At 61.3% G+C, this 22,799-nt stretch carries 38 protein-coding genes; 2 read left to right on the top strand and 36 right to left on the bottom strand.

The window, feature by feature from the left end:
- Positions 1 to 36 precede the first annotated feature (36 nt).
- The 25 genes from C8N43_RS09235 to C8N43_RS09355 form a co-directional block, all read right to left on the bottom strand.
- The gene (locus C8N43_RS09235; RefSeq protein ID WP_107845320.1) at positions 37 to 609 is read right to left on the bottom strand and encodes a hypothetical protein; all 573 of its coding nucleotides are present in this window, start codon (positions 607 to 609) and stop codon (positions 37 to 39) included.
- A gap of 91 nt (positions 610 to 700) precedes the next feature.
- The gene (rplQ, locus tag C8N43_RS09240) at positions 701 to 1,114 is read right to left on the bottom strand and encodes a 50S ribosomal protein L17 (RefSeq protein WP_107845321.1); all 414 of its coding nucleotides are present in this window, start codon (positions 1,112 to 1,114) and stop codon (positions 701 to 703) included.
- Between the two features lie 141 nt (positions 1,115 to 1,255).
- Positions 1,256 to 2,272: a DNA-directed RNA polymerase subunit alpha gene (locus tag C8N43_RS09245; protein WP_107845322.1), complete on the bottom strand. Its 1,017-nt coding sequence runs from the start codon at positions 2,270 to 2,272 to the stop codon at positions 1,256 to 1,258.
- Between the two features lie 120 nt (positions 2,273 to 2,392).
- Complete coding sequence (gene rpsK, locus C8N43_RS09250; RefSeq protein WP_107845323.1) at positions 2,393 to 2,782, bottom strand: 30S ribosomal protein S11; 390 nt, start codon at positions 2,780 to 2,782, stop codon at positions 2,393 to 2,395.
- 15 nt (positions 2,783 to 2,797) lie between these two features.
- On the bottom strand, positions 2,798 to 3,166 hold the full coding sequence (gene rpsM / locus C8N43_RS09255) for a 30S ribosomal protein S13 (protein ID WP_107845324.1): 369 nt from the start codon (positions 3,164 to 3,166) through the stop codon (positions 2,798 to 2,800).
- A 253-nt stretch (positions 3,167 to 3,419) separates the two neighbouring features.
- Positions 3,420 to 4,064 (bottom strand): adenylate kinase, encoded by a 645-nt coding sequence (locus C8N43_RS09260; RefSeq protein ID WP_107845325.1) that lies wholly within the window; start codon positions 4,062 to 4,064, stop codon positions 3,420 to 3,422.
- Positions 4,061 to 5,422, bottom strand: coding sequence for a preprotein translocase subunit SecY (gene secY, locus C8N43_RS09265; RefSeq protein WP_107845326.1), 1,362 nt, complete (start codon positions 5,420 to 5,422; stop codon positions 4,061 to 4,063). The genes C8N43_RS09260 and secY overlap by 4 nt, the downstream gene beginning before the upstream one ends.
- A gap of 108 nt (positions 5,423 to 5,530) precedes the next feature.
- A complete protein-coding gene (gene rplO / locus C8N43_RS09270; protein ID WP_107845327.1) occupies positions 5,531 to 6,001 on the bottom strand; it encodes a 50S ribosomal protein L15 in 471 nt (156 codons plus the stop codon).
- A gap of 210 nt (positions 6,002 to 6,211) precedes the next feature.
- Positions 6,212 to 6,850, bottom strand: a complete 639-nt coding sequence (locus C8N43_RS09275; RefSeq protein ID WP_107845328.1) for a 2-hydroxychromene-2-carboxylate isomerase — start codon at positions 6,848 to 6,850, stop codon at positions 6,212 to 6,214.
- 18 nt (positions 6,851 to 6,868) lie between these two features.
- Positions 6,869 to 7,267: a GFA family protein gene (locus C8N43_RS09280; protein WP_107845329.1), complete on the bottom strand. Its 399-nt coding sequence runs from the start codon at positions 7,265 to 7,267 to the stop codon at positions 6,869 to 6,871.
- A 70-nt stretch (positions 7,268 to 7,337) separates the two neighbouring features.
- The gene (gene yghX, locus C8N43_RS09285; RefSeq protein ID WP_107845330.1) at positions 7,338 to 8,249 is read right to left on the bottom strand and encodes a YghX family hydrolase; all 912 of its coding nucleotides are present in this window, start codon (positions 8,247 to 8,249) and stop codon (positions 7,338 to 7,340) included.
- A 76-nt stretch (positions 8,250 to 8,325) separates the two neighbouring features.
- Positions 8,326 to 8,766, bottom strand: coding sequence for a GNAT family N-acetyltransferase (locus C8N43_RS09290; RefSeq protein WP_107845331.1), 441 nt, complete (start codon positions 8,764 to 8,766; stop codon positions 8,326 to 8,328).
- Positions 8,767 to 8,932: 166 nt separating this feature from the next.
- The gene (gene rpmD, locus C8N43_RS09295) at positions 8,933 to 9,121 is read right to left on the bottom strand and encodes a 50S ribosomal protein L30 (RefSeq protein ID WP_062217245.1); all 189 of its coding nucleotides are present in this window, start codon (positions 9,119 to 9,121) and stop codon (positions 8,933 to 8,935) included.
- 13 nt (positions 9,122 to 9,134) lie between these two features.
- Positions 9,135 to 9,713 carry a 30S ribosomal protein S5 gene (rpsE, locus tag C8N43_RS09300; RefSeq protein ID WP_107845332.1) on the bottom strand — a complete coding sequence of 193 codons (579 nt, stop codon included), beginning with the start codon at positions 9,711 to 9,713 and terminating at the stop codon, positions 9,135 to 9,137.
- Positions 9,714 to 9,822: 109 nt separating this feature from the next.
- The gene (rplR, locus tag C8N43_RS09305; RefSeq protein WP_107845333.1) at positions 9,823 to 10,182 is read right to left on the bottom strand and encodes a 50S ribosomal protein L18; all 360 of its coding nucleotides are present in this window, start codon (positions 10,180 to 10,182) and stop codon (positions 9,823 to 9,825) included.
- Positions 10,182 to 10,715, bottom strand: a complete 534-nt coding sequence (gene rplF / locus C8N43_RS09310) for a 50S ribosomal protein L6 (protein WP_107845334.1) — start codon at positions 10,713 to 10,715, stop codon at positions 10,182 to 10,184. The genes rplR and rplF overlap by 1 nt, the downstream gene beginning before the upstream one ends.
- 12 nt (positions 10,716 to 10,727) lie before the next feature.
- Positions 10,728 to 11,120, bottom strand: coding sequence for a 30S ribosomal protein S8 (rpsH, locus tag C8N43_RS09315; protein ID WP_107845335.1), 393 nt, complete (start codon positions 11,118 to 11,120; stop codon positions 10,728 to 10,730).
- 15 nt (positions 11,121 to 11,135) lie between these two features.
- Entirely contained in the window at positions 11,136 to 11,441 is a 306-nt protein-coding gene (gene rpsN / locus C8N43_RS09320; protein WP_107845336.1) for a 30S ribosomal protein S14, read from the bottom strand.
- Positions 11,442 to 11,463: 22 nt separating this feature from the next.
- On the bottom strand, positions 11,464 to 12,027 hold the full coding sequence (gene rplE / locus C8N43_RS09325; protein WP_107845337.1) for a 50S ribosomal protein L5: 564 nt from the start codon (positions 12,025 to 12,027) through the stop codon (positions 11,464 to 11,466).
- Positions 12,020 to 12,331, bottom strand: a complete 312-nt coding sequence (rplX, locus tag C8N43_RS09330) for a 50S ribosomal protein L24 (protein ID WP_107845338.1) — start codon at positions 12,329 to 12,331, stop codon at positions 12,020 to 12,022. The genes rplE and rplX overlap by 8 nt, the downstream gene beginning before the upstream one ends.
- 1 nt (position 12,332) lies before the next feature.
- The gene (gene rplN / locus C8N43_RS09335; protein WP_039523372.1) at positions 12,333 to 12,701 is read right to left on the bottom strand and encodes a 50S ribosomal protein L14; all 369 of its coding nucleotides are present in this window, start codon (positions 12,699 to 12,701) and stop codon (positions 12,333 to 12,335) included.
- 63 nt (positions 12,702 to 12,764) lie between these two features.
- Positions 12,765 to 12,998, bottom strand: coding sequence for a 30S ribosomal protein S17 (gene rpsQ, locus C8N43_RS09340; protein WP_107845339.1), 234 nt, complete (start codon positions 12,996 to 12,998; stop codon positions 12,765 to 12,767).
- Positions 12,998 to 13,207 (bottom strand): 50S ribosomal protein L29, encoded by a 210-nt coding sequence (gene rpmC / locus C8N43_RS09345; RefSeq protein WP_107845340.1) that lies wholly within the window; start codon positions 13,205 to 13,207, stop codon positions 12,998 to 13,000. Before rpmC ends, rpsQ begins: the two co-directional genes overlap by 1 nt.
- 155 nt (positions 13,208 to 13,362) lie before the next feature.
- The gene (locus tag C8N43_RS09350) at positions 13,363 to 13,749 is read right to left on the bottom strand and encodes a type II toxin-antitoxin system death-on-curing family toxin (protein WP_107845341.1); all 387 of its coding nucleotides are present in this window, start codon (positions 13,747 to 13,749) and stop codon (positions 13,363 to 13,365) included.
- Positions 13,746 to 13,970: an AbrB/MazE/SpoVT family DNA-binding domain-containing protein gene (locus C8N43_RS09355; protein WP_107845342.1), complete on the bottom strand. Its 225-nt coding sequence runs from the start codon at positions 13,968 to 13,970 to the stop codon at positions 13,746 to 13,748. The genes C8N43_RS09350 and C8N43_RS09355 overlap by 4 nt, the downstream gene beginning before the upstream one ends.
- 67 nt (positions 13,971 to 14,037) lie before the next feature.
- On the opposite strand from C8N43_RS09355, the gene C8N43_RS09360 reads away from it, so the two are divergent.
- Complete coding sequence (locus C8N43_RS09360) at positions 14,038 to 14,646, top strand: 2OG-Fe(II) oxygenase family protein (RefSeq protein WP_107845343.1); 609 nt, start codon at positions 14,038 to 14,040, stop codon at positions 14,644 to 14,646.
- Between the two features lie 65 nt (positions 14,647 to 14,711).
- Positions 14,712 to 15,140: a hypothetical protein gene (locus tag C8N43_RS09365; protein ID WP_158269955.1), complete on the top strand. Its 429-nt coding sequence runs from the start codon at positions 14,712 to 14,714 to the stop codon at positions 15,138 to 15,140.
- A 183-nt stretch (positions 15,141 to 15,323) separates the two neighbouring features.
- Here the strand turns inward: C8N43_RS09365 and rplP are convergent, their stop codons facing one another.
- The 11 genes from rplP to C8N43_RS09420 all read right to left on the bottom strand — a co-directional run bounded on the left by rplP (position 15,324) and on the right by C8N43_RS09420 (position 22,490).
- Positions 15,324 to 15,737, bottom strand: a complete 414-nt coding sequence (gene rplP, locus C8N43_RS09370) for a 50S ribosomal protein L16 (protein ID WP_107845345.1) — start codon at positions 15,735 to 15,737, stop codon at positions 15,324 to 15,326.
- Between the two features lie 13 nt (positions 15,738 to 15,750).
- A complete protein-coding gene (gene rpsC / locus C8N43_RS09375) occupies positions 15,751 to 16,458 on the bottom strand; it encodes a 30S ribosomal protein S3 (protein ID WP_107845346.1) in 708 nt (235 codons plus the stop codon).
- On the bottom strand, positions 16,458 to 16,838 hold the full coding sequence (gene rplV / locus C8N43_RS09380) for a 50S ribosomal protein L22 (RefSeq protein WP_021101961.1): 381 nt from the start codon (positions 16,836 to 16,838) through the stop codon (positions 16,458 to 16,460). The genes rpsC and rplV overlap by 1 nt, the downstream gene beginning before the upstream one ends.
- A gap of 3 nt (positions 16,839 to 16,841) precedes the next feature.
- Complete coding sequence (gene rpsS, locus C8N43_RS09385) at positions 16,842 to 17,120, bottom strand: 30S ribosomal protein S19 (RefSeq protein ID WP_107845347.1); 279 nt, start codon at positions 17,118 to 17,120, stop codon at positions 16,842 to 16,844.
- A gap of 3 nt (positions 17,121 to 17,123) precedes the next feature.
- Positions 17,124 to 17,966 (bottom strand): 50S ribosomal protein L2, encoded by an 843-nt coding sequence (rplB, locus tag C8N43_RS09390; protein WP_107845348.1) that lies wholly within the window; start codon positions 17,964 to 17,966, stop codon positions 17,124 to 17,126.
- Positions 17,967 to 18,178: 212 nt separating this feature from the next.
- Entirely contained in the window at positions 18,179 to 18,919 is a 741-nt protein-coding gene (locus C8N43_RS19470; protein ID WP_146174196.1) for a hypothetical protein, read from the bottom strand.
- 497 nt (positions 18,920 to 19,416) lie between these two features.
- A complete protein-coding gene (locus C8N43_RS09400; protein ID WP_107845350.1) occupies positions 19,417 to 19,713 on the bottom strand; it encodes a 50S ribosomal protein L23 in 297 nt (98 codons plus the stop codon).
- Positions 19,710 to 20,330, bottom strand: a complete 621-nt coding sequence (rplD, locus tag C8N43_RS09405) for a 50S ribosomal protein L4 (RefSeq protein WP_107845351.1) — start codon at positions 20,328 to 20,330, stop codon at positions 19,710 to 19,712. The genes C8N43_RS09400 and rplD overlap by 4 nt, the downstream gene beginning before the upstream one ends.
- Complete coding sequence (rplC, locus tag C8N43_RS09410; protein WP_107845352.1) at positions 20,320 to 21,201, bottom strand: 50S ribosomal protein L3; 882 nt, start codon at positions 21,199 to 21,201, stop codon at positions 20,320 to 20,322. Before rplC ends, rplD begins: the two co-directional genes overlap by 11 nt.
- A gap of 15 nt (positions 21,202 to 21,216) precedes the next feature.
- On the bottom strand, positions 21,217 to 21,528 hold the full coding sequence (gene rpsJ / locus C8N43_RS09415) for a 30S ribosomal protein S10 (protein ID WP_021101968.1): 312 nt from the start codon (positions 21,526 to 21,528) through the stop codon (positions 21,217 to 21,219).
- A 251-nt stretch (positions 21,529 to 21,779) separates the two neighbouring features.
- Positions 21,780 to 22,490: a VPLPA-CTERM sorting domain-containing protein gene (locus C8N43_RS09420; protein WP_107845353.1), complete on the bottom strand. Its 711-nt coding sequence runs from the start codon at positions 22,488 to 22,490 to the stop codon at positions 21,780 to 21,782.
- Positions 22,491 to 22,799 lie beyond the last annotated feature (309 nt).

The raw sequence follows: 22,799 nt of genomic DNA on the forward strand, positions 1-22,799 counted from the left end.
AGATATGACAAGCGGCAGGGGTGAATTCAATGCGCGCTAGGCCTGCCGCCCCATCTCTGCCAGCAGCTTTTGGCGCTTTTCCTCCAGCACCACGGCGCGGGGCCGCCATTTGTAGCGGGTGTCTTGGCGCACCGTGTCCCAATGCAGCCGCCCGGCCAGACGCCACGGGTCGATGACCATGCCGTCCTCCATCGCAGCACCCCGCGGCGTCAGCACGGTCGTGGAATGCTCCAGCCGAAACGGGTTGTCGGCATTGGCGATGGCGCGGGTCACGTCGAGCGTCGTGAACCCCTCCTGCGCGAGCCGGGTCGACATGTCCTCGGCCCAGTGCCTGCACAGCCCGCGCGGCCGCTCGCCGCGGTTGACCTTGCGGTTATGGATGATAGGACCATCGGTGATCCGGTAGGCCTCGGCCAGGGCCGCGGTGTGGCTGTAGGAAAGGCGTGCGGCGCGCGCGGCCTCGGAGGCCGCAACATCGGAGCGGAGCGCCATTAGGCCCGCGGCCAGCGCATCGACATCCGCCGTTGGCGCGGGTCCCTCCAGCGGGCCGGGCGCGCAGGCACTGACCGCCAGCCCCAGGCCAGACATCACGAATAGGCGTCGATCCATTCCCCATCCTCTTTTCGGGCCACCGTGCAACGAAAAACGCCCCACCGGCAAGGCAGGGCGTCTTCACAAATTCTTCAACCAGGCGCGCGGTTTAGGACGCGTCCTCTGCCTCCAGGCGGGCCTTGTCGGCAGCACCCTTGGCCGAGACGTCGCGGTCGACGAACTCGATGATGGCCATTGGCGCCATGTCGCCGTAGCGGAAGCCGGCCTTCAGGATGCGCACATAGCCGCCCTGGCGGTCCTTGTAGCGCGGGCCCAGAACCTCGAACAGCTTGGCGACATCCTTGTCCTGCTTCAGCTTGGACGCGGCCAGGCGGCGGGCGTGCAGGTCGCCGCGCTTGGCGAGCGTGATCATCTTCTCGATGATCGGGCGCAGTTCCTTGGCTTTCGGCAGGGTCGTCTTGATCTGCTCGTGCTCGATCAGCGAGCCGGCCATGTTGGAAAAGAGCGCCTTGCGGTGCTCATGGGTGCGGTTCAGGCGGCGGTAGCCCCGTGCGTGACGCATTTTGTCGTTCCTTCTAATCTATACTTTGTACGGGTCAGCGATGCGTGTCGCTGCCTCTGTTGGGGCGGGATTGCCCAGATGGTCCCCGGCAGTCCGGGCATTGTGGGTAGGATGGGTGATATCACCCATCCTACGTGTGTCTTAGAACGCGTCTTCGAACTTCTTGGCGAGGTCCTCGATGTTCTCTGGCGGCCAGTCCACGATATCCATGCCAAGGTGCAGGCCCATGCCGGACAGCACCTCTTTGATCTCGTTGAGCGACTTGCGGCCGAAGTTCGGCGTGCGCAGCATCTCTGCCTCGGTCTTCTGGATCAGATCGCCAATATACACGATATTGTCGTTCTTCAGGCAGTTGGCAGAGCGCACGGACAGCTCCAGCTCGTCGACCTTCTTCAGCAGCAGCGGGTTGAACTCCAGCTCGTCCTCGTCGTCCTGCGCGCGGGCCGATTCCGGCTCGTCGAAGTTGACGAAGATGCCCAGCTGATCCTGCAGGATGCGCGCGGCATAGGCCACCGCGTCATCCGGCGTGATCGAGCCGTCGGTTTCCACCTTCATGGTCAGCTTGTCATAGTCCAGCACCTGGCCCTCGCGGGTGGGCTGCACGTCATAGCTGACTTTCTTGACCGGCGAGAAGATGGCGTCGATCGGGATCAGGCCGATGGGCGCGTCTTCGGGCTTGTTCTTGTCGGCAGAGACGTAGCCTTTGCCGGTGTTGACGGTCAGCTCCATGAACAGGTCGGCGCCATCATCAAGGTGGCACACGACATGGTCGCGGTTCAGGATTTCGATGCCAGCGCTGTCGGAGATGTCACCGGCGGTGACAACGGCCGGGCCTTTGGCGGAGATCGACAGGCGCTTGGGCCCTTCGACTTCCATGCGGATGGCCACACCCTTGAGGTTCAGGATGACGTCGGTGACGTCCTCGCGCACACCTGCGATCGAGCTGAACTCGTGCAGCACGTTGTCGATCTGGACGCTGGTGATCGCGGCACCCTGCAGGGAGCTCATCAGCACGCGGCGCAGCGCGTTGCCCATGGTCAGGCCGAAGCCCCGCTCCAGCGGCTCGGCCACGACGGTGGCCTTGCGTGCGGGATCGTTGCCGGGCTTGATGTCCAGCTGGGTGGGCTTGATCAGCTCTTGCCAATTCTTGTGGATCATGTGTGTCGCCTCCATGCTCGGCCGCGGATCATGTCCAAATCCGGGACCACTCGAGGTTGAAATGACAAACACGGACCCTGCCCATTTCAGGGCAGGGACCGCGCGAAGTAATATCTGTGCTTAGACGCGGCGGCGCTTCGGCGGACGGCAACCATTGTGTGCCATCGGGGTCACGTCGCGGATCGACGAGATCTGGAAGCCAGCGGCGGCCAGGGCGCGCAGGGCGCTCTCGCGGCCAGAGCCGGGGCCCTGCACTTCGACTTCCAGCGTCTTGACGCCGTGTTCCTGAGCCTTGCGGCCTGCATCTTCGGCGGCCATCTGGGCGGCGTAGGGCGTCGACTTACGCGAGCCCTTGAAGCCCATGGTGCCAGCGGACGACCACGAAATGGCGTTGCCCTGCACGTCAGAGATCAGGATTTTGGTGTTGTTGAAGGACGAGTTCACATGCGCCACACCTGCGGCGATGTTCTTGCGGACCTTCTTCTTAGCGGTGCGTTTTTCGCGTGCCATGGATCAGACCTCCCCTTACTTCTTCTTGCCGGCAATGGCCTTTGCGGGGCCTTTGCGGGTACGAGCGTTGGTGTGGGTGCGCTGGCCGCGCACGGGCAGGTTGCGGCGGTGGCGCAGGCCACGGTAGCAGCCCAGGTCCATCAAACGCTTGATGTTCATGGTGGTCTCGCGGCGCAGGTCGCCCTCGACGGTGTAGTTCTCGTCGATGTGCTCACGGATCTTCAGAACGTCTGCGTCGGACAGGTCGTTCATGCGGGTCGAGGCATCGATGCCCACGGCCTCACAGATCGCTTTCGCGGAGGTGTGGCCGATCCCGGTGATATAGGTGAGAGCGATGGGGACGCGTTTCGCGTCAGGCAGGTTAACGCCAGCAATACGTGCCAATTGGCAATTCCTTTTGTCTCGCGGGCCCGTAACACCAGGCCCTTTTTTCACGATGTAAGCCCGACGGCTTTTAGAGCCTTCGGGCTTGCGGTTAAGATACTCGGCGTCTCTGGCTAGCTAGGCCGGTGAGGCGCGATTCCCGTATGGGATGGTGCGCTTTAGGCCCATCGGGCCGGGGCGTCAACCCTTGGGACGGTGGAAGGCCCTTCGAAGGGCCTTTGGCATTTTTCTTGTCAGAAAAATGCGCCCGGGATCAGCCGTCGAGAACAGCGGCGATCGAGGCCGCGACAGCGTCGATTTCGCCCAGGCCGTCAATGCTGCGCAGGTCGCCTTTGGCGTAGTAATAGCCCAGCAGCGGCGATGTCTTCTTGTAGTACTCCATCAGCCGGGTGCGCAGGCTTTCCGCGTTGTCGTCGGCGCGGCGCTTGAACTCTGTGCCGCCGCAGTTGGAACATTTGCCATCCGCCGGAATCGGCTTGGTGTTGTCATTGTAGACCTCACCGCAGCTGCCGCAGGTTGAGCGCGCCGTGATGCGGGCGACCAGCGCCTCGTCATCCACCGCCATCTCGATCACCGCATAAAGCTTCGTGCCGTGCTTCTCAAGCAGCGCGCCCAGCGCGTCCGCCTGACCGAGCGTTCGGGGGAAGCCGTCGAAGATGAAGCCGCCAGCATGGTCGCCCTCGAGCTTCTCCTCGATCAGGCCGATGACGATCTCGTCTGTGACCAGCTGGCCCGCATCCATGATCGCGGCGACCTTGTTGCCCATCTCGGTGCCCGAACTGCGCGCGTCGCGCAGCATGTCACCGGTCGACAGCTGAACCATATTGCGCTCGGCCACCAGCTTGCGGGCCTGGGTGCCCTTGCCCGCCCCCGGCGGTCCCAGCAGAATAATGTTCATCGACGCGATGGCCCTTTCGACTTGCCGCCGCGCTTCTTGCCACGCAGCTGGGACTTCTCGATCAGGCCCTCATACTGATGGGCCAGCATGTGGGACTGCACCTGCTGGATCGTGTCCATCGTCACCGAAACCACAATCAGCACCGATGTGCCGCCGAAGTAGAACGGGATCGCGAGCTGAGCACGCAGGATCTCGGGCAGCAGGCAGACGGCGGCCAGATAGGCGGCGCCCAGAACCAGCACGCGGTTGACCACATATTCCAGATACTCCGCCGTCGCCTCGCCGGGGCGGATGCCCGGCACGAAGCCGTTTTGCGACTTGAGGTTCTCGGCCACTTCCTCGGGCTTGAAGGCCACGTTGAAGGTGTAGAAATAGGCGAAGAACACGATCATCGCCGTAAAGAACGCCAGATAGAGCGGCTGTCCGGGGCCAAAATAGGCCAGAACGGTCGCCATGAACGGGCTGGTCTGGTTGCCCGAGAAGGTCGAGACCGTGGTGGGCAGCAACAGAAGCGACGAGGCGAAGATCGCCGGGATCACGCCCGACGGGTTGACCTTGACCGGCAGGTGGCTGGAGCCGCCGTCATAGACCTTCATACCCACCTGACGGCGGGGGTACTGAATGTGGATCTTGCGCAGCGCGCGCTCCATAAACACCACGAAGGTGATCGTGGCGATCACCACCAGCAGCACGCCGATGATGACGGCGGGCGAGATCGAGCCGGAGCGGCCTTGCGCAAAGAACTGCGCCAGCGCCGCGGGGACCTCTGCGATGATGCCCACGAAGATGATCAGCGAGATACCGTTGCCGATGCCGCGCGCGGTGATCTGTTCGCCCAGCCACATCAGGAACATGGTGCCGCCCACCAGCGTGATCACGCAGGAGATGCGGAAGAACCAGCCGGGATCGACCACAAGGCCGGAGCCCTCGAGCCCCGCCGCCAGACCATAGGCCTGCAGCGTTGCAAGGAACACGGTGCCGTAGCGCGTGTACTGGTTGATCTTCTTGCGCCCCTGTTCGCCCTCTTTCTTCAGCTGTTCCAGTTGCGGGACCATGGCGGTCATCAGCTGAACGATGATCGAGGCCGAGATGTAGGGCATAATGCCCAAAGCAAAGAGCCCCATGCGGCCAATGGCGCCGCCGGTGAACATGTTCAGGATGCCGCCGATACCGGCCGCGGCCTGCTCGACGAATTGCTGCAGGGCGACCGGGTCAATGCCCGGCACCGGGATATAGGTGCCCAGGCGGTAGACGATCAGCAGACCGATGGTGAAGAGGATGCGCTGGCGAAGCTCGGTGGCCTTCCCGAAGGCGGACCAGCTCATGTTCGATGCCATTTGCTCGGCGGCTGAGGCCATATGCTCGGTATCCCTGTGTTCTTTATGCGCAGCGCCGCGGCCGGGGCTTCCCGTCGCGGCGCTGGAAACTTTGATGTATGTAGGCGGCGCGCGGGCCGCTCACAAGGTTTATTCGGCAGCGACCGCGGCGGTGTTGAGCTTGCCGCCGGCCTTCTCGACGGCCTCGACGGCCGACTTGGAGGCGCCGGTGACCGTCAGGGTCACCTTGGCGGAGAACTCACCCTTGGCCAGGATGCGCACACCGTCGAGCTTGCGGCGCACAAGGCCGCTCTCGACCAACGCGTCCTCGGTGATCTCGCCTTTGGTCTCAAGCTTCTTGGCGTCGATGAACTTCTGGATGAGGCCGAGGTTCACGACAGCGAATTTCTTGCGGTTGGGCTTGTTGAAGCCACGCTTGGGCAGACGCATGTAGAGCGGCATTTGGCCACCCTCGTAGCCGTTCAGAGCCACACCCGAGCGGGATTTCTGACCCTTGATACCACGGCCACCCATTTTACCCTTGCCAGAGCCCGGGCCACGGCCCACGCGCTTTTTGGTTTTGGTCGCACCGGGGTTGTCACGAAGTTCGTGCAGTTTCATATCGCTTCTCCTTAAGCCGGAATTGGTCCTCGAAGCGAAATGGACCAAACGCGGCGTTTCTTGATTGTTGAGTCGGGCCCTTGGCGGGCCACCGGGGGTGTTTAGGGAAACATGCGCAGTCGCGCAAGTCGCAAGTTGCCCGGGCCGGCGCACGGCTCTTGCAAGAGCCGTGACCAAGGCCGTTCCAACGGCCTTGCCCCGCTCAAAACTTCATGACGGGTCCACGGGCGGGTTGGTGAAGCGGGCGGGCGCGAAAGGCCGCTCGAGCGCGCGGGCCAAGATGTCCAGCCGGTCTTGGCCGTAGAACATCTCGCCGTCCAGAAAGTAGCAGGGCGAGCCAAAGACCGACCGCGCGATTGCCTCTTCGGTGTAGGCGTCAAGCTGTGCTTGCACGGCAGGCTCCAGCGCCGCGCGCACCAATCCGGCGCCGTCGAGCCCCAGCCTCTCTGCCAAGGCGATCAGCGTCCCGTCATCGGCGATATCCGCATCATCGCGCCAGTGGGCCTTTAGGATCGCATGGGCCATCTGATCGCGCAGCGCCTCAGGCGTCGCAATGATCACCCCGTTGGGCAGGTGCAGCGGGTTGTCATGGTGGGTCGGGCGGTGGTTGATGATCGGCACGCCGCGCAGCTCCGCCCAGCGTTCCAGTTCGCGTCCGAAGAAATAGTCGACATGGGGCTGGGTGCGCGCCGCGAAGGGCAGCCCGCCCACCGCCTCGACCACGGGGCTGAGCAGGATCGGCTTGTGAACCAGCACGCAGTCATGGCGCACGCAAATCTCCAACAGCGCGGCCGAGCCCAGATAGGCATAGGCCGAATGGGCGGAGTAGAAATATTTAATCTTGCGCATCAGCGCTCCGTTACTGGGCTACTTGGGCGGCGGGCCATCCGCCAAATGCATCCAGGACAGCACCTCGTCGAAATGGTACTGCGCCGCGGGCGTCACCGCCTCGGGGTCGTCCAGCAAGGCCGCGTAGAAATGCACCTCGTTGGGGAAGCGGTCGGCCCGGAAGAACATCGGCGAGCCGCATTTGGGGCAAAAGCCGCGCTCGTTGCCGGGGCTGCTGAAAAAGCGCGTAGGCTCAATGCCAGTAAAGCGCCAGCTGCCATTCTCTTGCCCGATCCAGGTCGTCATGGGCGAGGCCGTCGCCCGGCGGCAGCTTTCACAATGGCAATGGCCCACGAAATTATGCGGGCCGGTCAGCTCAAATCGGCAGGCACCGCACAGGCACCTGCCGGTGAGCACTTGAGTGTCGTCTGACGACATGGCTCACCTCCGATCTATGTCGAAACTTTCCCCGAGCCGCCTGCCGGTTGCAAGCCCGGCCGCCGACAGATCAGGCCGTCAGATGCGTGTCGAAGAACGCCAGCGTGCGCTTCCAGGCCAGCGACGCGGCCTCGGCATCGTAGCGGGGGGTCGTGTCGTTGTGGAAGCCGTGGTTTACATCCGGATAAAAGTGCACGCTGAATTCCTTCTGGTTGGCCTTCAGCGCCTCGGAATAGGCGGGCCAGCCCGCGTTGATGCGCTCGTCGAGCCCTGCATATTGGATCATCAGCGGCGCCTCGATCGCGGGCACATCCGCGGCGTCCGGCTGGCGGCCGTAAAACGGGACAGAGGCCGCAAGCTCCGGATAGGCGACCGCCAACGCGTTGCACACGCCGCCGCCGTAGCAGAACCCAACCGCGCCCACCTTGCCGGTGCTGCCATCATGGTCGCGCAGGAACTCGAACGCGGCGAAGAAATCCTCCATCAGCTTGGCCCGATCCATCGAGCGCTGCATCTCGCGCCCTTCTTCGTCGGTGCCGGGGTAGCCGCCGAGGGGCGATAGCCCATCCGGCCCGAACGCGAGGTAGCCCGCCTTGGCCGCGCGGCGCACGACGTCTTCGATATAGGGGTTCAGGCCGCGGTTCTCGTGAACCACCAGTACCGCGGGCAGCTTGCCCGTGGCATTCGCGGGCTTGGCCATCAGGCCGCTGATCTCGCCATGACCGTCGGGGCTTTGATAGGTGACCACCTCGGTCGTGATTTCGGGATCGTCGGGCGCCACCTGCTGGGCCAGCGCGTAATCCGGCTTCAATTGGTCGAGCAACATGGCCCCAGTCACGCCAACGGCCGCATATTTGCCCGCCTGCGTGATGAATTGCCGTTTGGAGATCTTGCCATGCACGTAGCCGTCAAAAATCTCGAGGATGCGCGGGTGGAAGTCAGATGCCTTCTTGCGCGGGGCTTTTTGGGTGTCTTGGGTCATGCTGAGGGTCTCCCTGAAGCGTTTCAATGGGCCGTCTACGGGAAACATAGCGCGATTCTGTACGACGCACGGTGAATTACTTTGATCTTGTCCAGCGATGCTCGACGTCGATCAGGCGCGTGTCCTCTTCGACTTCGCGAGAGATTTCGACGCAGCCTTCGCGGCGGTAGAATTCTCGGGCCCGCGGATTCTCGTCATAGGCCCAGACGGTGATCCAGTCGCGGTCTTCCTTGGCCAAATCGAGCAGCTGTTTGCCGATGCCAAGGTCGCGAAAGCCGCGGGCCACGTAGAGCCCGGAGAGGTTGTCGTCCTCGCGCACACAAAAACCTACGACTTTGCCGTCCACTTCGGCGACCCAAGACGTCTCGACGTTGTGTAGGCAGCCAGCCCAGAACTCGACCAGCTGCTCGAAACTGTTGACCGGGCCCAGCCACGGCGTCTCTGTGGCCCAGTCCTGAATAATCCGGGCGCAGGCTTCGCCGTCGCGCTGCTTCGCCAATCGGTACGTACATGACATGGGGGTCTTTGTTCACGGTTTTGCTGTGCAAGTCCATTGATCCGGCTGGCCCGCACCCGGAAGACCGCCTGGGACCCGCTCGCGTCCCGGAAACGCAAAACGCCCCGCGTTTCCGCAGGGCGTTTTAGATGTCTTGGCCCCCGCAGCTGCGGGGTGCGAACAGGGCTTAGCCGCGCTCTTCGATGATCTCGACGAGGTGCGGGATGCTGTCGACCATGCCGCGCACGGAGGGGGTGTCCTCCAGCTCGCGGGTCTTGTGCATCTTGTTCAGGCCCAGGCCCACTAGGGTCGCGCGCTGCTTGGCAGGGCGGCGGATCGGGGAGCCGATTTGCTTGACGACGATCGTTTTAGCCATGGATCAGATCTCCTTACGCTTCGGCTTCGGCCGGGGCGGCCTCGGCGGTGTCAGCGGCAGGGGCGTCGGACTTCAGGATATCGGCGACTTTCTTGCCGCGACGCTGTGCGACCATACGCGGGGAGGCTTCGTTGACGAGGCCGTTCAGCGTGGCACGGATCATGTTGTAGGGGTTCTGGGAGCCGATGGACTTGGCCACCACGTCCTGAACACCCAGCATCTCGAACACGGCGCGCATCGGACCACCGGCGATGATGCCGGTACCTTGCGGCGCGGTGCGCATGACGACCTTGCCAGCACCATGGCGACCTTTGGTGTCGTGGTGCAGGGTGCGGCCTTCGCGCAGCGGGACGCGGATCATCTGGCGCTTGGCTTGCTCGGTGGCTTTGCGGATAGCCTCGGGGACCTCCTTGGCCTTGCCCTTGCCAAAGCCGACGCGGCCTTTTTGGTCGCCCACAACCACGAGGGCTGCGAAGCCGAAGCGCTTACCACCCTTCACGGTCTTGGACACACGGTTGATCGCAACGAGGCGGTCTGCGAATTCCGGAGTCTCGTCGCGATCGCGGCGGCCCCGTCCTGGTTCTCTTGCCATTTGGCAATTCCTTTACATCGTGCGTCCGGCGGACGCTGTTTTACTCGATCCCAGTGAGCCGAGGCTCCCGGATCATCGAGGGGGCACCGCGAAGCGCCCCCTGCAGGTCTTAGATCTTCAGGCCACCCTCACGGGCGGCGTCGGCCAAGGCCTTCACCTTGCCGTGGAACAGGAAGCCACCGCGGTCGAAATACGCCTCGGTCACGCCAGCTTTCTTGGCGCGTGCGGCGATCTCGGTGCCGATCTTGGTGGCGGCCTCGACGTTGTTCTTGCCGACCAGACCCAGGCCCTTTTCGAGCGTGGATGCGGAGGCCACGGTGGTGCCGTTCACATCGTCGATCAGCTGGACGCTGATGTTCTTGGAGGAGCGGTGCACCGACAGACGCATGCGCCCGGCGTTGACCTTGCGCAGCTTGTTCCGAACGCGCAGGCGGCGTTTGATGAACAGATCACGTTTGCTGTTAGCCATTACTTCTTCTTCCCTTCTTTGCGGAAGATGAACTCGCCCTTGTAGCGGATGCCTTTGCCCTTGTAGGGCTCGGGCTTGCGCCAGGCGCGGATGTTGGCGGCCACTTGGCCGACTTCCTGCTCATCGATCCCCTCGATCACGATCTCGGTGGGCTTGGGGGCCGCGACGGTCACGCCGGCGGGCACCTCATAGACCACATCGTGGGACAGGCCGAGGTTCAGCTTCAGCTTGTTGCCCTCCATCGCGGCGCGGTAACCCACGCCCTGGATCTCGAGCTCTTTCTTGAAGCCGTCGGTCACGCCGGTCACCAGGTTGGCCACCATCGTGCGGCTCATGCCCCACTGCTGGCGGGCCCGCTTGGAGGAGCCGCGAGGCGTGATGGTCACCACGTTGTCCTCGACGGACAGGCTCACGTCGTCGGTGGCCTTGAAGCTGCGGGTGCCCTTGGGGCCCTTCACTTCAATGGTCTGGCCGGAGACGGATGCGGTGACGCCCGAGGGCAGATCGACCGGTTTTTTACCAATACGAGACATACTGGGCGCTCCTTAGAAGACCGTGCAAAGCACTTCGCCGCCGACGTTCTGGCTGCGAGCATTTGCATCCGACATCACGCCGCGGGGCGTGCTGACAATCGACACGCCCAGGCCCTGACGGACCACGGGGATGTCCTTGGCGCCCATGTAGACGCGACGACCGGGCTTGGAGACCCGCTTCAATTCGCGAATGACAGGAGTGCCTTCGTAATACTTGAGCTCGATCGACAGGGCCGGGTGGCCGTCCTTGCCGGTCGTTTTCTCATAGCCGCGGATGTAGCCTTCGTCGGCCAGCACATCCAGCACCCAGGCGCGAAGCTTGGAGGCGGGGGTTTCCACGGTTGCCTTGCCGCGCAGCTGCGAGTTGCGGATGCGGGTGAGCATATCTGCGATAGGATCGTTCATAATCTAATGCCCTCCTTACCAGCTCGACTTTACCATGCCGGGGATCAGGCCAGCGGAGCCCAGATCGCGCAGCATGATCCGGGAGACCTTCAGCTTACGGTAGTAAGCGTGGGGGCGGCCGGTCAGTTGGCAACGGTTGTGCAGACGGGTAGCCGAGCTGTTGCGCGGCAGTTCAGCGAGCTTCAGGCGCGCCTTGAAGCGCTCTTCCATCGGCTTTTCGCGGTCGTTGGCGATCGCCAGAAGGGCGGCGCGCTTGGCGGCATACTTCTTCACCAGCTTCTCGCGCTTCTTCTCGCGTTCAATCATTGCTTTCTTAGCCATGTCTTCGGTTCCTTCCCGCGGCTCAGCTTGTGAAGGGCATGTTGAACGCTTTCAACAGGCTCTTCGCTTCCGCGTCGGTGGATGCGGTGGTGCAGATTACGATGTCCAGGCCCCAGGCCTCGTCGATCTTGTCGAAGTCGATCTCGGGGAACACGATGTGCTCCTTGAGGCCCATGGCGTAGTTGCCACGGCCGTCGAACGACTTGCCGTTCACGCCGCGGAAGTCGCGGACGCGGGGCAGCGCGATGGTGATCAGACGGTCCAGGAACTCGTACATGCGCTCGCCGCGCAGGGTCACCTTGGCGCCAAGGGGCATCTCTTCGCGGACCCGGAAGCCGGCGATGGATTTCTTGGCGCGGGTCACCATGGCTTTTTGCCCGGCGATGGCGGTCAGGTCAGCTGCGGCGCCCGCGGGCTTCTTGCTGTCCTTCACGGCCGCTTTGCCTGCGCCAATGTTCAGGACGATCTTGTCCAGGCGCGGGATCTGCATGTCGTTCTTGTAGCCGAATTCCTCTTTCATGGCAGCGCGGATGCTGTCCTTGTAGAGCGTCTTCAGCCGCGGGGTGTAGGTGGCGTCGTCAAGCATCGATCACGTCCCCTGTGGTCTTGGCAAACCGCACCTTCTTGTCGCCGTCCATCTTGAAGCCCACGCGGGTGGGCTTGCCGTTGGCGTCAAGCAGGGAGAGGTTGCTCAGTTGGATGGGCATCGCCTGCGGCACGCGGCCACCTTGGCTGTTCTGGCTCTGGCGCACGTGGCGGATGGCAATGTTGATGCCGTCCACAATGGCCTTGCCGGCCTTCGGGTCCACAGAGGTAATGGTGCCCTCTTTGCCCTTGTCCTTGCCGGTGAGCACGACGACCTTGTCGCCCTTTTTCAGTTTAGCAGCCATGTCACAGCACCTCCGGGGCGAGCGAAATGATTTTCATGAAGTTCTTGCCGCGCAGCTCGCGAACCACCGGGCCGAAGATACGGGTGCCGATCGGCTCATTGTTGTTATTGAGGATGACGGCTGCGTTGCGGTCGAAGCGGATGGCGGTGCCATCTTCGCGACGCACCTCTTTGGCGGTGCGCACGACGACGGCCTTGCGGACGTCGCCTTTCTTCACGCGACCGCGCGGGATGGCTTCCTTCACGGACACGACGATGATGTCACCGACACTCGCGTATTTCCGCTTGGACCCACCCAGCACCTTGATGCACTGAACACGGCGAGCGCCGCTGTTGTCAGCAACATCCAGGTTGGTTTGCATCTGGATCATTGATTGTCTCCCGACCTTTGGGGACGGATGCCTCCGCCCCAGGGTTTCGAATTAAGTTGGGCTTCAGCTCTCGACGAGCACTTCCCAGCGTTTGGTCTTCGACTTCGGCGCGCATTCCTGAATGCGGACGCTGTCGCCGGTCTTGAACGTGTTGTTCTCGTCGTGAGCCCGGTACTTCTTGGACTTACGGATGGTCTTCTTCAGAACGGGGTGGCGGAAGCGGCGCTCCACGGAGACGGTCACGGTCTGCGCGTTCTGGTCCGAGGTCACGGTGCCTTGCAGGATACGCTTGGGCATTAGGAGGCCTCCCCAGCTGCGGCTTTCGCCTTTTCGTTCAGGATTGTTTTGACCCGGGCGGCGTCACGTTTGACGCTGCGCATGCGGGCGGTGTTCTCAAGCTGGCCGGTGGCCTGCTGGAAGCGCAGGTTGAAGGCTTCCTTCTTCAGCGCGACAAGCTCATCATTGAGCTGGTCCGCGGTCTTCTCGCGAAGCTCGCTGGCGTTCATAGCCGTTTTCCTTTTTCAAACACCGGAGGGCCCCATAGCCGAGGTCACCCTGATTCCGGTGGAGTGGGTGGTGAAGTGGTGCGTTTAGGCCCCTCCCCGACATAAAGCAAGGGGGTCCGTGGAGTTTTTGTGCCCTATTTATAAAGCTACGTCGTTCAGTCGGATATCCGCCCGTCTCTGAGCCATCCAGCAAACTCCGTCTCGCTCATCGCGTCACGGGCGACGTCCTCGATGGCGCGCACGGTGTCGTCGGTCTCGCGCCGCACATGCACGCCATTGGCCAGCAGAAAGGTCAGCGCGCAGACAAGCGCCGTGCGCTTGTTGCCGTCGATAAAGGCGTGGGCCTTGGCGATCCCGAACGCGTAGGCCGCGGCAAGCTCGAAAAGGTCGGTCGTGCCGTATTGCCACTTGTTGACCGGCCGCCCCATGGCGGCCTCGAGCAGGCCCAGATCGCGTAGGCCCGCCGCCCCACCATGGCGGGAGATTTGCCGGTCGTGAATTGTGATAGCGGCGGCGATGGGCACCCAGACAGGCTCGGTCATGCGAGCTTTTGAAGCGCCTCGCGGTTCTCATCCATCACCTGCTCCGCCGCATCGAGTACGGATTTCAGGGACGGGTCCTGCACCATGATCCGCAGCCCGCCATCATCGCCGCGCACCACGAATAGGCTGTCGCCTTCCTTGGCATCCAGCAGCGCCAGCATCTCGCTGGTCAGCGTCATCACGGCGGAATTGCCGACCTTGCGGATTTTGGTTTCGATCATGGCGTTGCCCTTTCGTGTATCTGCATGTATATACGCGAGAGCCCCGATTTTCAAGTCAGGATAGATTTTGGCCAATATCCGATCCCTCTTCGTCACCCGCCTCTACCACGCCCAACTCAAGGGCATCGACCCGAGCGAGATGGAAGCGTCCTGCTATTCCATCGCCGAGGATGACGAGGCGGGCCAAGAGTGGTGCGAGCGGGAGGGGTTTCCGGGCTATACCTCCTACGCCTCGCTAACCGACCTGCCTTGGCGGTTCCCGATCTTCAAGGACCTCGTGGATCAGCTCGACACCCATGTCGCGGCCTTCGCCGAGGATGCGCAGTTCGACCTCGACGGGCGCAATCTGGTGCTGGAGGATCTGTGGATCAATATCCTGCCGGAGGGCGGCATCCATACGTCCCACATCCACCCGCACTCGGTGGTATCCGGCACAACCTATGTCGCCATGCCCGAAGGCGCGTCGGCCATTAAGTTCGAGGACCCGCGCAGCCAGATGATGATGGCCGCCCCCGCCCGCGCGACAGACGCCCGCGAGGAGATGCGGCAGTTTATCTACATGGCACCCGCCGTGGGCGACGTGCTGCTGTGGGAAAGCTGGCTGCGCCATGAGGTGCCGATGAACATGGCGGAAGAAGAGCGGGTGTCCGTGAGCTTTAACTATCGGTGGGAATAGAGTGTCCGCATTGCGGGACAAAGCTGCCTTTGACATTCGTCTGAATTCTACTCAACAATCACAGCATGACACTTGGGTATGGTGATCCTGCAAGGCTCGAAAAGCTAAAGACCGAGTTGATGACTTGGGAATTATACCAGGTCACCATCGACAAGTACCATGTCATGCTCTGGTTTGAGGGAGGCAACTGCCTGCTCAACGTGTCGTATCGTTTCGAGTTTGTCGGGAAAGCCGAAGACCAAGATTATGTTTACGACGTCCAAGCCTCAGGAAACAGAAAGTTATTGACCGTCGAACCAATATTGCGCCAACGGATCAAGTCAGTATCCGCACCTGATGATCGTCGCCTTGTTCTCGAATTTGACGGCGGGAGTTTGATCATCCACGACTCTCCAAAAATGAGATCAGCGTGGTTCTATCGCTATGATCCAAGAGACCCAAAAGGTGCACTTCTATGGTCTGAAGACGATGAAGAAGGCGAAGATGATCTCTAGATCGGGTCAGAAGTTGCGCGGTGTCATTCGACTGCACTTTGGGCTCAAAGCTGTCTTTCGATCGCGGTGCCTACAAAGACAAAAAGCCCCCGCTGATTTCTCAGCGGGGGCCTCTATTTCTACCGGGCGATGCTCTCGGTGATTTCGCTGTCCGAGATCACCTGCCGCGCACGCAGAGAAAATTTACCAATCTTCTCTGACAACCACACGGGTCTTGACCGGCAGCTTCATCGCGGCGAGGCGCAGGGCCTCGCGGGCGATGGGCTCGGCGACGCCGTCGATCTCGAACATCATCCGACCGGGCTTCACTTTGCAGGCCCAGAAGTCCACAGAGCCCTTACCTTTACCCATCCGAACCTCGATCGGCTTGGAGGTCACCGGCAGGTCCGGGAAGATGCGGATCCAGACGCGGCCCTGACGCTTCATGTGGCGCGTCATGGCACGGCGGGCGGCCTCAATCTGGCGCGCGGTGACACGCTCAGGCTCGGTGGCTTTCAGACCGTAGGTGCCGAAGTTCAGGTCAGACCCGCCCTTCGCCAGACCGTGGATCCGGCCCTTGTGCATCTTGCGGAACTTGGTGCGTTTTGGTTGCAGCATTGATCAATCCTCCTTAGCGACGGCCGCCTGCACCGCGAGGTGCTGGGCCATCCTGGAGTTCCTGTGCTTTACGGTCACGCGCCTGGGGGTCATGTTCCATGATCTCGCCTTTGAAGATCCAGGTCTTGATCCCGATGATGCCATAGGCGGTCATCGCTTCGACGTGTGCGTAATCGATATCGGCCCGCAGGGTGTGCAGGGGCACGCGGCCCTCGCGGTACCACTCGGTCCGGGCGATCTCGGCGCCGCCAAGGCGGCCGGCGAGGTTCACGCGGATGCCGAGCGCACCCATGCGCATGGCGTTCTGCACGGCGCGCTTCATGGCGCGGCGGAAGGACACCCGGCGCTCCAGCTGCTGGGCGATGCTTTCACCCACCAGGGCGGCGTCCAGCTCGGGCTTGCGGACCTCAACGATGTTGAGATGCAGCTCGCTGTCGGTGAACGCGGCCAGCTTGCGACGCAGGCCTTCGATGTCTGCGCCTTTCTTGCCGATGATGACGCCCGGACGGGCGGTGTGGATCGTGACGCGGCACTTCTTGTGCGGACGCTCAATGATCACGCGGCTGATGCCGGCCTGCTTGCACTCTTCCTTGATGAATTCGCGCATGCGCACGTCTTCGAGCAGCAGGTCGCCGAAATCGGCGGAGTTGGCGTACCAGCGGCTGTCCCAGGTGCGGTTGACCTGCAGGCGCATCCCGATGGGGTTAACTTTGTTACCCATTATGCTTGCTCCTCAACTTGGCGCACTTTGATGGTCAGCTCGGAGAACGGCTTGACGATTTTGCCAAAACGGCCACGGGCCCGGGGGCGTCCGCGCTTCATCGTCAGGTTCTTGCCCACATAGGCCTCGGCCACGATCAGGTCGTCGACGTCGAGGTTGTGGTTGTTCTCGGCATTCGCGATGGCCGACTGAAGGCATTTCTTCACGTCGTCCGAGATCCGCTTCTTGGAGAAGGTCAGGTCGGCCAGAGCCTTGTCGACCTTCTTGCCGCGGATCAGCTGCGCCACGAGGTTCAGTTTCTGCGGCGAGGTCCGAAGCATGCGCAGTTTCGCCATGGCTTCGTTGTCGGCCACGCGGCGGGGGTTCTTGTCCTTACCCATGGCTTACTTCCTCTTCGCTTTCTTGTCCGCGGCGTGCCCGTAATAGGTGCGCGTCGGGGAGTACTCGCCGAACTTCTGGCCGATCATTTCCTCGGAGACATTCACCGGGATGTGCTTGCGACCATTGTAGACCCCGAAAGTGAGGCCCACGAACTGCGGCAGGATGGTGGAGCGGCGCGACCAGATCTTGATAACATCGTTGCGGCCGCTTTCTTTGGCGGCCTCGGCCTTCTTCAACACATAGGCGTCGACGAAGGGGCCTTTCCAGACTGAGCGAGACATATCTTAACGTCCCTTCTTCTTGGCGTGACGCGAGCGGATGATCAGCTTTTGCGACGCTTTGTTCTTGTTGCGGGTGCGCGCACCCTTCGTGGGCTTGCCCCAGGGCGAAACCGGGTGGCGGCCACCAGAGGTCCGGCCTTCACCACCACCATGCGGGTGGTCGACCGGGTTCATCACGACACCACGCACGGAGGGGCGGATGCCCTTGTGGCGATTGCGACCGGCTTTACCGAAGTTCTGGTTGGAGTTGTCGGGGTTCGACACGGCACCGACGGTGCACATGCACTCCTGGCGGACCAGACGCAGCTCGCCAGAGCTGAGGCGGATCTGGGCGTAGCCGCCGTCACGGCCCACGAACTGGGCGTAGGTGCCGGCCGCACGGGCGATCTGGCCGCCTTTGCCGGGCTTGAGCTCGATGTTGTGGATGATCGTGCCGATGGGCAGGCCCGAGAACGGCATCGCGTTGCCGGGCTTCACGTCGGCCTTGGCCGATGCAACGACGGTGTCGCCGACGCCAAGGCGCTGCGGAGCAAGGATATAGGCCTGCTCGCCGTCTTCATATTTCACCAGGGCGATAAACGCGGTCCGGTTCGGGTCATATTCAATCCGCTCTACCGTCGCTGGGACGTCGAATTTGGTGCGTTTGAAATCTACGATGCGGTAAAGACGCTTTGCGCCCCCACCTTTGCGACGCATTGTGATCCGTCCGGTGTTGTTCCGTCCGCCATTCTTGGTCAACCCTTCGGTGAGGGCTTTGACCGGGCGGCCTTTCCAGAGTTCCGAACGGTCGATCAGAACCAACCCACGTTGGCCTGGCGTCGTCGGCTTATACGACTTGAGTGCCATGCTTTCTGTCTTCCGTTTCTGAGCGGCGAGACACGCGCCCCGCCTATGTATGTATAGGGCCCCTGAGGTCCCCGACTATTTTGCCTTCTCAGACAACAGCAAAGCCCCGGACGAATCCGGGGCTGAACCGATGTGGGTGTTTAGGATTAAGGGGGTGTGGGGTCAAGGGGGTGGTGTGCGATCTTCGAATTTGCAACTAGCAGGCACACATCTCAGACATTTAAGCACTTTTCAAGGTCCTTGGACTGCCTCTCAAGCTGGCCGAGACCCGCCGTAGAAACAGAAATTGGAAAGCTCTTTCCGATTTCGTTTGCGTAGATCGTGAGATGATAGCCGTTGGAAATCATCAAATTGACAAGTTCTTTAAGAAGCTCTGCACTGCGCTTCGATGTGTCTCCATCGCGACCGACATTCCAAACATCGGGAAGCCCTTCCGCGTTTTCACTGACTGGCTCCATTGGAATTCTTATTGAATTCCATTTGTCCAACTCGAATTCAACGCTAATTGGCGCGGTGTCCGAGTACTTCGAATATAAGGCGCCGGTCAGCGATAACGCATCTTCAGCTGTTTCAGGAAGAACAAGCGTCATCGACAGGTACGGAGGATCGACGCGTTGCTCACACCCAAGAATTAATACGGCTTGATTACCATCGCTTTTAGACCCAAAAGCACGACCCTCGCCTTGAAGGACTGATATCCAATCCTGGGTAAATTCCTCATCGCGTTCACTCGCAGTCTGGTTCTGTAGTGTCGCCTCGGCCAGTCGCTCAACAGCATCAGCTGTTCGCTCCAAATGCCGTTCGCTACTCGATATTTGAGATGATGATAGATAACTAAGGACATCTGAACCTAGCGCCCAGATCAGACCTACTATGCCTACTACTACCACCACACGACGCTCAGTCTTGTGTGAGTCAATCCAGTTCAACAGTCTTTTCAGCAATTCTGCCACTCACCTATTCACCCACAGATAATCAACCTAACAACCCTTCAGCCTAAACCAAAGGCTTTTGACGACCGATGGGCTGTAGCCGCATTAATCAAATCAGTACGACTAAGTCTACCTCTACGACCTGCCCGGCATCGCCAGACCGAGGGATGGCGATCCAACGCCCCTTCGACAGAGCTTTATCCCCGCCAAGTACATCTTCCAAATATGCGACGTGCCCAGCGCTGCCAAATCGCCAGCCCGTTCGAGCGGTCTGGCGATGCGCGGCGCCCTCGGCTTGATTCCGCGCTGTTTGGAAAAGCCAAGATTTTTCCAAACCGTGTGCAATGCTATGTGGCTTGCCATGTGTCAGCGACACTCGCTCGCTATTCCAGCCCCCACACATCCATGCGCATGGTTTGTGCATAGGATGTGCATGCGTTGTGCATCCCCCAAGTCCCATAAAAAAAGCCCCGACCGCTCTACGCAGCCGGGGCTTCTCAAATCAAATTGTGACGGGCTTAAAGACCGGTGGACACGTCGATCGTGTTGCCTTCTTCCAGCGTTACATAGGCTTTCTTGACGTCCTTGCGGCGGCCGGGTTGGCCCCGGAACCGCTTGACCTTGCCTTTGGTGATGGTGGTGTTCACCGCCTTCACCTTCACACCAAAGAGGTTTTCTACCGCCTCTTTGATCATCGGCTTGTTGGCGTCGATGGCGACCTCGAACACAACCGCGTTCGCCTCGGAGGCCATGGTGGCCTTCTCGGTGATGATCGGCTTGCGGATCACGTCGTAATGCTCTGATTTCGTGCTCATTTCAGGCGAGCCTCCAGCGCTTCGAGACCGGCTTTGGTGATCACCAAAGTGTCGCGTTTCAGGATGTCGTAGACGTTGGCGCCCATGGAGGGCAGCACGTCCAGACCGGCGATGTTGCGGGCGGCCTTGGCGAAATCGGCGTTGATCTCGGCCCCATCGATGATGAGGGCACGCTTCCAGCCAAGCTCGCGGACCTGAGCGGCCAGCGCCTTGGTCTTCACGTCCTTGACCGCGATGTCGTCCAGGATCACCAGCTCACCCGCATTGGCTTTCGCCGACAGCGCGTGCATCAGGCCCAGCTTGCGCACCTTCTTGGGCAGGTCATGCCCGTGGCTGCGCGGCGTCGGGCCCTTGTACACACCGCCACCGCGGAAGATCGGAGCCGAGCGCGCGCCGTGGCGTGCGCCGCCGGTGCCCTTCTGGCGGTAGATCTTCTTGGTGGAGTAGCTCACTTCCGAGCGAGTCTTCACCTTGTGGGTGCCGGCCTGCGCGTTGTTGCGCTGCCAGCGGACCACGCGGTGCAGGATGTCCGCACGGGGCTCGAGGCCGAAGATGGCGTCGTCCAGCTCAACCGAGCCGGCCTTCTTGCCGTCCAGTTTGATGGCATCAGCTTTCATCGGACTTGTCTCCTTCCGGGGCTGCATCGGTGGCGGCATCGTCGCCCTTCTCTGCAGCGATTTCTGCTTCGGCGGCCTTCAGCGCGGCTTCCTCGGCGGCGGCGGCCTCTGCGGCTGCGGCTTCCTCGGCGGCTTTGGCTTCGGCTTCGGCGGCGGCGGCGGCCTCTTCGGCGGCTTTCGCGGCCTCACGGGCGGCGGACGCCAGAGCGGCAGGATAGATCACATTCTCAGGGACCGGCTTCTTGACCGCATCCTTGATGGTGACCCAGCCACCCTTGGAGCCGGGCACAGCACCCTTCACCATGATCAGGCCACGGTCGATGTCGGTCTTGACGACCTGCAGGTTCTGCGTGGTCACGCGGGCAGCGCCCATGTGGCCGGCCATCTTCTTGCCCTTGAACACCTTGCCGGGGTCCTGACACTGACCGGTGGAACCGTGGGAGCGGTGGGAGATCGACACACCGTGGGTGGCGCGCAGGCCCCCGAAGTTGTGCCGCTTCATCGCACCGGCAAAGCCCTTACCGATCGAGGTGCCCGCCACATCGACGAACTGGCCCTCGAAGTAATGCGCGGCGATGATTTCCTCGCCGACCGGGATCAAGTTGTCCTCGGCCACGCGGAACTCAGCGATCTTGCGCTTGGGTTCCACCTTGGCGGCAGCGAAGTGCCCGCGCATGGCTTTGGATGTGCGTTTCGCCTTCGCGGTGCCGGCACCGAGCTGAACAGCGGTGTAGCCGTCCTTCTCCATGGTGCGGTTGGCGACCACTTCCAGCTTGTCGAGTTGAAGAACGGTGACAGGGATCTGCTTGCCGTCTTCCATGAAGAGGCGGGTCATGCCGACCTTCTTCGCAATTACACCAGAGCGCAACATTGTCTGTAGCCCTCCTTAAACCGAGATCTGCACGTCGACGCCGGCTGCCAGGTCGAGCTTCATCAGCGCGTCCACGGTCTGGGGCGTCGGGTCCACGATGTCGAGCAGCCGCTTGTGGGTGCGGATCTCGAACTGGTCGCGGGACTTCTTGTCCACGTGGGGGCCACGCAGCACGGTGAATTTTTCGATTTTGTTGGGCAGCGGGATCGGGCCACGCACATCAGCGCCGGTGCGCTTTGCGGTGTTCACGATCTCTTGGGTGCTTGCATCCAACACGCGGTAGTCAAACGCCTTCAGGCGGATGCGGATGTTCTGGCTTGCGGCCATGACATGTCCCCTTGGATTTGGGGTCTCAACGGATTGGACGAATGTGGCTCATCCACACCCCTCGTCGCGTCGTTATGTTCGGAACATAAAGAGGGGCATGCGTGGCATACCCCTGTTCCATGTGGGTGCGTATAGGGGGAGTCGCCTACCCACGCAAGCCCATTTCACAAGGTCTCTTGCAGGCATCCGCCCCCATGCAAAAAGGGCGATTCTTGCGAACCGCCCTTTCGAATTCGATCAGTGCCGAGATATCAGGCTGCGCGCTTCTTGCGCTTCAGGGCACCAAAGCCACCGAGGCCAGCAAGCAACAGCCATCCAGCTGCAGGCAGCGGCACAGGCTCCGGCTCGTTGTCGTCCGGATTGTAATGGACGCTCACGTATTTCAACGTCCAGTTGTCGTCATCTTTGCAATCCTTGCTCTCATGGCGTTTACAGTCGACCGACGTGCCCACGACGAACATGCTCCCGGTCAAACCGAGGCTAGGTGACAGGTTCAGGGTCGTGTAATTGGTGCCCGGGATATTGGCGTAGTAGAACGGGCTTGCAGCGGCACCCAGGCTGCTCAGAAGACCGATATGGACTTCGTCATTGCTGTCAACGTTCCCAAAGGTCAGCGATTTCAGCGTGACGTCTGCCCCAAAGCTCAGGAACAGCGCTTCGTCGGTGCCCCTATTGTCGATATTACTGCCAATCGACAATGCGTGCCCTTGGTCGAGGTCAAGCTGCCTGCTGGTGTCAATCTCGCCCGTGGCCGGATTGTACTTATAACCATAGATGTCCAAAGAAAGACCGCCCGACGAGCAATGCGCAACGTCCGGGTTCGGGCCCGCATCGACGTCGCCACAGTCAGGACCGAAGCCCGAAGAATTACCCAGATAGTAGTTGACGGTTCCGGCGCTAGCCGCGGTTCCCAGCGATATCGCAGATGCAAACATCGCGATAGCAAAGCGTGATACGCTCATCGTTACTTCCCCTCACTCGTAATCCGACACATTTTGTGCGGCACATTAATTATTACCTAGCAAATAGTATCAGAAATTAAGGCTATCTCAACGGCCAAAAACTCAATGATTTCAGCGCAACATCCGATCAGAAGCGCGGAATTGCTGCTAAAGCACATTGCGCGTAGGAGCGGCCACTGATCGCGAAGGGCTTGAAGCGAGCACTCGCTGCCTGACCCGATTTTGGGCGTTTGGGAGCGAGGGGATTTACCAAGGAACTTGGTCTGCTGTCGGAATTATTGAGTTAGAAAGCTTGAGGCGTGCTCAGCG

It is taken from the genome of Litoreibacter ponti (genome assembly GCF_003054285.1).
Classification (GTDB): Bacteria; Pseudomonadota; Alphaproteobacteria; order Rhodobacterales; family Rhodobacteraceae; genus Litoreibacter; species Litoreibacter ponti.

Excerpts from the sequence above, each read along its gene's own strand:
- C8N43_RS09235 (WP_107845320.1), bottom strand. The coding sequence starts at position 609 with ATGGATCGACGCCTATTCGTGATGTCTGGCCTGGGGCTGGCGGTCAGT.
- rplQ (WP_107845321.1), bottom strand. The coding sequence starts at position 1,114 with ATGCGTCACGCACGGGGCTACCGCCGCCTGAACCGCACCCATGAGCAC.
- C8N43_RS09245 (WP_107845322.1), bottom strand. The coding sequence starts at position 2,272 with ATGATCCACAAGAATTGGCAAGAGCTGATCAAGCCCACCCAGCTGGAC.
- rpsK (WP_107845323.1), bottom strand. The coding sequence starts at position 2,782 with ATGGCACGCGAAAAACGCACCGCTAAGAAGAAGGTCCGCAAGAACATC.
- C8N43_RS09260 (WP_107845325.1), bottom strand. The coding sequence starts at position 4,064 with ATGAACATTATTCTGCTGGGACCGCCGGGGGCGGGCAAGGGCACCCAG.
- secY (WP_107845326.1), bottom strand. The coding sequence starts at position 5,422 with ATGGCCTCAGCCGCCGAGCAAATGGCATCGAACATGAGCTGGTCCGCC.
- rplO (WP_107845327.1), bottom strand. The coding sequence starts at position 6,001 with ATGAAACTGCACGAACTTCGTGACAACCCCGGTGCGACCAAAACCAAA.
- C8N43_RS09275 (WP_107845328.1), bottom strand. The coding sequence starts at position 6,850 with ATGCGCAAGATTAAATATTTCTACTCCGCCCATTCGGCCTATGCCTAT.
- C8N43_RS09280 (WP_107845329.1), bottom strand. The coding sequence starts at position 7,267 with ATGTCGTCAGACGACACTCAAGTGCTCACCGGCAGGTGCCTGTGCGGT.
- yghX (WP_107845330.1), bottom strand. The coding sequence starts at position 8,249 with ATGACCCAAGACACCCAAAAAGCCCCGCGCAAGAAGGCATCTGACTTC.
- C8N43_RS09290 (WP_107845331.1), bottom strand. The coding sequence starts at position 8,766 with ATGTCATGTACGTACCGATTGGCGAAGCAGCGCGACGGCGAAGCCTGC.
- rpmD (WP_062217245.1), bottom strand. The coding sequence starts at position 9,121 with ATGGCTAAAACGATCGTCGTCAAGCAAATCGGCTCCCCGATCCGCCGC.
- rpsE (WP_107845332.1), bottom strand. The coding sequence starts at position 9,713 with ATGGCAAGAGAACCAGGACGGGGCCGCCGCGATCGCGACGAGACTCCG.
- rplR (WP_107845333.1), bottom strand. The coding sequence starts at position 10,182 with ATGGCTAACAGCAAACGTGATCTGTTCATCAAACGCCGCCTGCGCGTT.
- rplF (WP_107845334.1), bottom strand. The coding sequence starts at position 10,715 with ATGTCTCGTATTGGTAAAAAACCGGTCGATCTGCCCTCGGGCGTCACC.
- rpsH (WP_107845335.1), bottom strand. The coding sequence starts at position 11,120 with ATGAACGATCCTATCGCAGATATGCTCACCCGCATCCGCAACTCGCAG.
- rpsN (WP_107845336.1), bottom strand. The coding sequence starts at position 11,441 with ATGGCTAAGAAAGCAATGATTGAACGCGAGAAGAAGCGCGAGAAGCTG.
- rplE (WP_107845337.1), bottom strand. The coding sequence starts at position 12,027 with ATGCTTGACGACGCCACCTACACCCCGCGGCTGAAGACGCTCTACAAG.
- rplX (WP_107845338.1), bottom strand. The coding sequence starts at position 12,331 with ATGGCTGCTAAACTGAAAAAGGGCGACAAGGTCGTCGTGCTCACCGGC.
- rplN (WP_039523372.1), bottom strand. The coding sequence starts at position 12,701 with ATGATCCAGATGCAAACCAACCTGGATGTTGCTGACAACAGCGGCGCT.
- rpsQ (WP_107845339.1), bottom strand. The coding sequence starts at position 12,998 with ATGCCCAAGCGTATCCTGCAAGGCACCGTGACCTCGGACCAGAACGCG.
- rpmC (WP_107845340.1), bottom strand. The coding sequence starts at position 13,207 with ATGAACGCCAGCGAGCTTCGCGAGAAGACCGCGGACCAGCTCAATGAT.
- C8N43_RS09350 (WP_107845341.1), bottom strand. The coding sequence starts at position 13,749 with ATGACCGAGCCTGTCTGGGTGCCCATCGCCGCCGCTATCACAATTCAC.
- C8N43_RS09355 (WP_107845342.1), bottom strand. The coding sequence starts at position 13,970 with ATGATCGAAACCAAAATCCGCAAGGTCGGCAATTCCGCCGTGATGACG.
- C8N43_RS09365 (WP_158269955.1), top strand. The coding sequence starts at position 14,712 with ATGACACTTGGGTATGGTGATCCTGCAAGGCTCGAAAAGCTAAAGACC.
- rplP (WP_107845345.1), bottom strand. The coding sequence starts at position 15,737 with ATGCTGCAACCAAAACGCACCAAGTTCCGCAAGATGCACAAGGGCCGG.
- rpsC (WP_107845346.1), bottom strand. The coding sequence starts at position 16,458 with ATGGGTAACAAAGTTAACCCCATCGGGATGCGCCTGCAGGTCAACCGC.
- rplV (WP_021101961.1), bottom strand. The coding sequence starts at position 16,838 with ATGGGTAAGGACAAGAACCCCCGCCGCGTGGCCGACAACGAAGCCATG.
- rpsS (WP_107845347.1), bottom strand. The coding sequence starts at position 17,120 with ATGTCTCGCTCAGTCTGGAAAGGCCCCTTCGTCGACGCCTATGTGTTG.
- rplB (WP_107845348.1), bottom strand. The coding sequence starts at position 17,966 with ATGGCACTCAAGTCGTATAAGCCGACGACGCCAGGCCAACGTGGGTTG.
- C8N43_RS09400 (WP_107845350.1), bottom strand. The coding sequence starts at position 19,713 with ATGAGCACGAAATCAGAGCATTACGACGTGATCCGCAAGCCGATCATC.
- rplD (WP_107845351.1), bottom strand. The coding sequence starts at position 20,330 with ATGAAAGCTGATGCCATCAAACTGGACGGCAAGAAGGCCGGCTCGGTT.
- rplC (WP_107845352.1), bottom strand. The coding sequence starts at position 21,201 with ATGTTGCGCTCTGGTGTAATTGCGAAGAAGGTCGGCATGACCCGCCTC.
- rpsJ (WP_021101968.1), bottom strand. The coding sequence starts at position 21,528 with ATGGCCGCAAGCCAGAACATCCGCATCCGCCTGAAGGCGTTTGACTAC.
- C8N43_RS09420 (WP_107845353.1), bottom strand. The coding sequence starts at position 22,490 with ATGAGCGTATCACGCTTTGCTATCGCGATGTTTGCATCTGCGATATCG.